The sequence below is a fragment of the Streptomyces palmae genome (assembly GCF_004684805.1).
Taxonomy (GTDB): Bacteria; Actinomycetota; Actinomycetes; order Streptomycetales; family Streptomycetaceae; genus Streptomyces; species Streptomyces palmae.
This window is the reverse complement of sequence record NZ_SRID01000762.1, coordinates 1-798: the sequence shown is the minus strand read 5'-3', so window position 1 is coordinate 798 and position 798 is coordinate 1. Positions and strand designations below refer to the sequence as shown.

Here is a 798-nt window from a genome sequence, read left to right as displayed (position 1 = left end):
CGAGGGAGAGTGCTCCGGCGACGCAGGCGGCGGCGATCTCGCCCTGTGAGTGGCCGACGACGGCGGCGGGTGTGATGCCGAAGCTGTGCCAGAGGGCGGCGAGGGAGACCATCACGGCCCACAGCGCGGGTTGGACCACGTCGACCCGGGTGAGGTCGGCGGCGCTCCCGGTGCCGCGCAGGACCTCGGTCAGGGACCAGTCCACGTAGGGGGCCAGGGCCTGCTCGCACTCGGCGATCCGGGCGGCGAAGACCGGGAAGGACTCCAGCAGTTCGCCGCCCATCCCGGCCCACTGCGAGCCCTGTCCGGGGAAGACCAGTACGGGGCCCTGGGCGGCGGCGCCGCCGGCCACCGGCGGAGGCAGCGGGCCGTCCGCCAGCGAGCCCAGGGCGGCCAGCAACTCCTCCCGGGCGGTGCCCACCACCACCGCCCGGTGCTCGAAGCCCGGCTCCGCCGCGGCCAGTGACCAGCCGATATCGGCCGTGGACACGCTGGTGTCGGCGGCGACCCGCGCGGCCAGCTCGGACGCCCGGGCCCGCAGCGCCGAATCGCTCCGCGCCGAGAGCACCCAGGGCACGGTGCGGTCGTCCGAGGGCGCCGGTGGCTCCTCGGCGGCCGGCCCCTGGGATTCCGCCTGCTCCAGGATGAGGTGGGCGTTGGTGCCGGAGATGCCGAAGGAGGAGATGGCGGCGCGTCGTGGGTGGTTGGTGTGGGGCCAGGGGGTGTTGTGGGTGAGGAGGGTGATGTTGCCGGTGGTCCAGTCGACGTGGGGGGTGGGTTGGTCGATGTGGAGGGTGG

At 74.7% G+C, this 798-nt stretch carries 1 protein-coding gene; it reads right to left on the bottom strand.

All coding sequences use genetic code 11. From position 1 onward, the window contains the following. A partial coding sequence (locus E4099_RS32535) for an acyltransferase domain-containing protein (RefSeq protein ID WP_135342665.1) occupies nt 1-798 on the bottom strand: 798 nt, incomplete at both ends.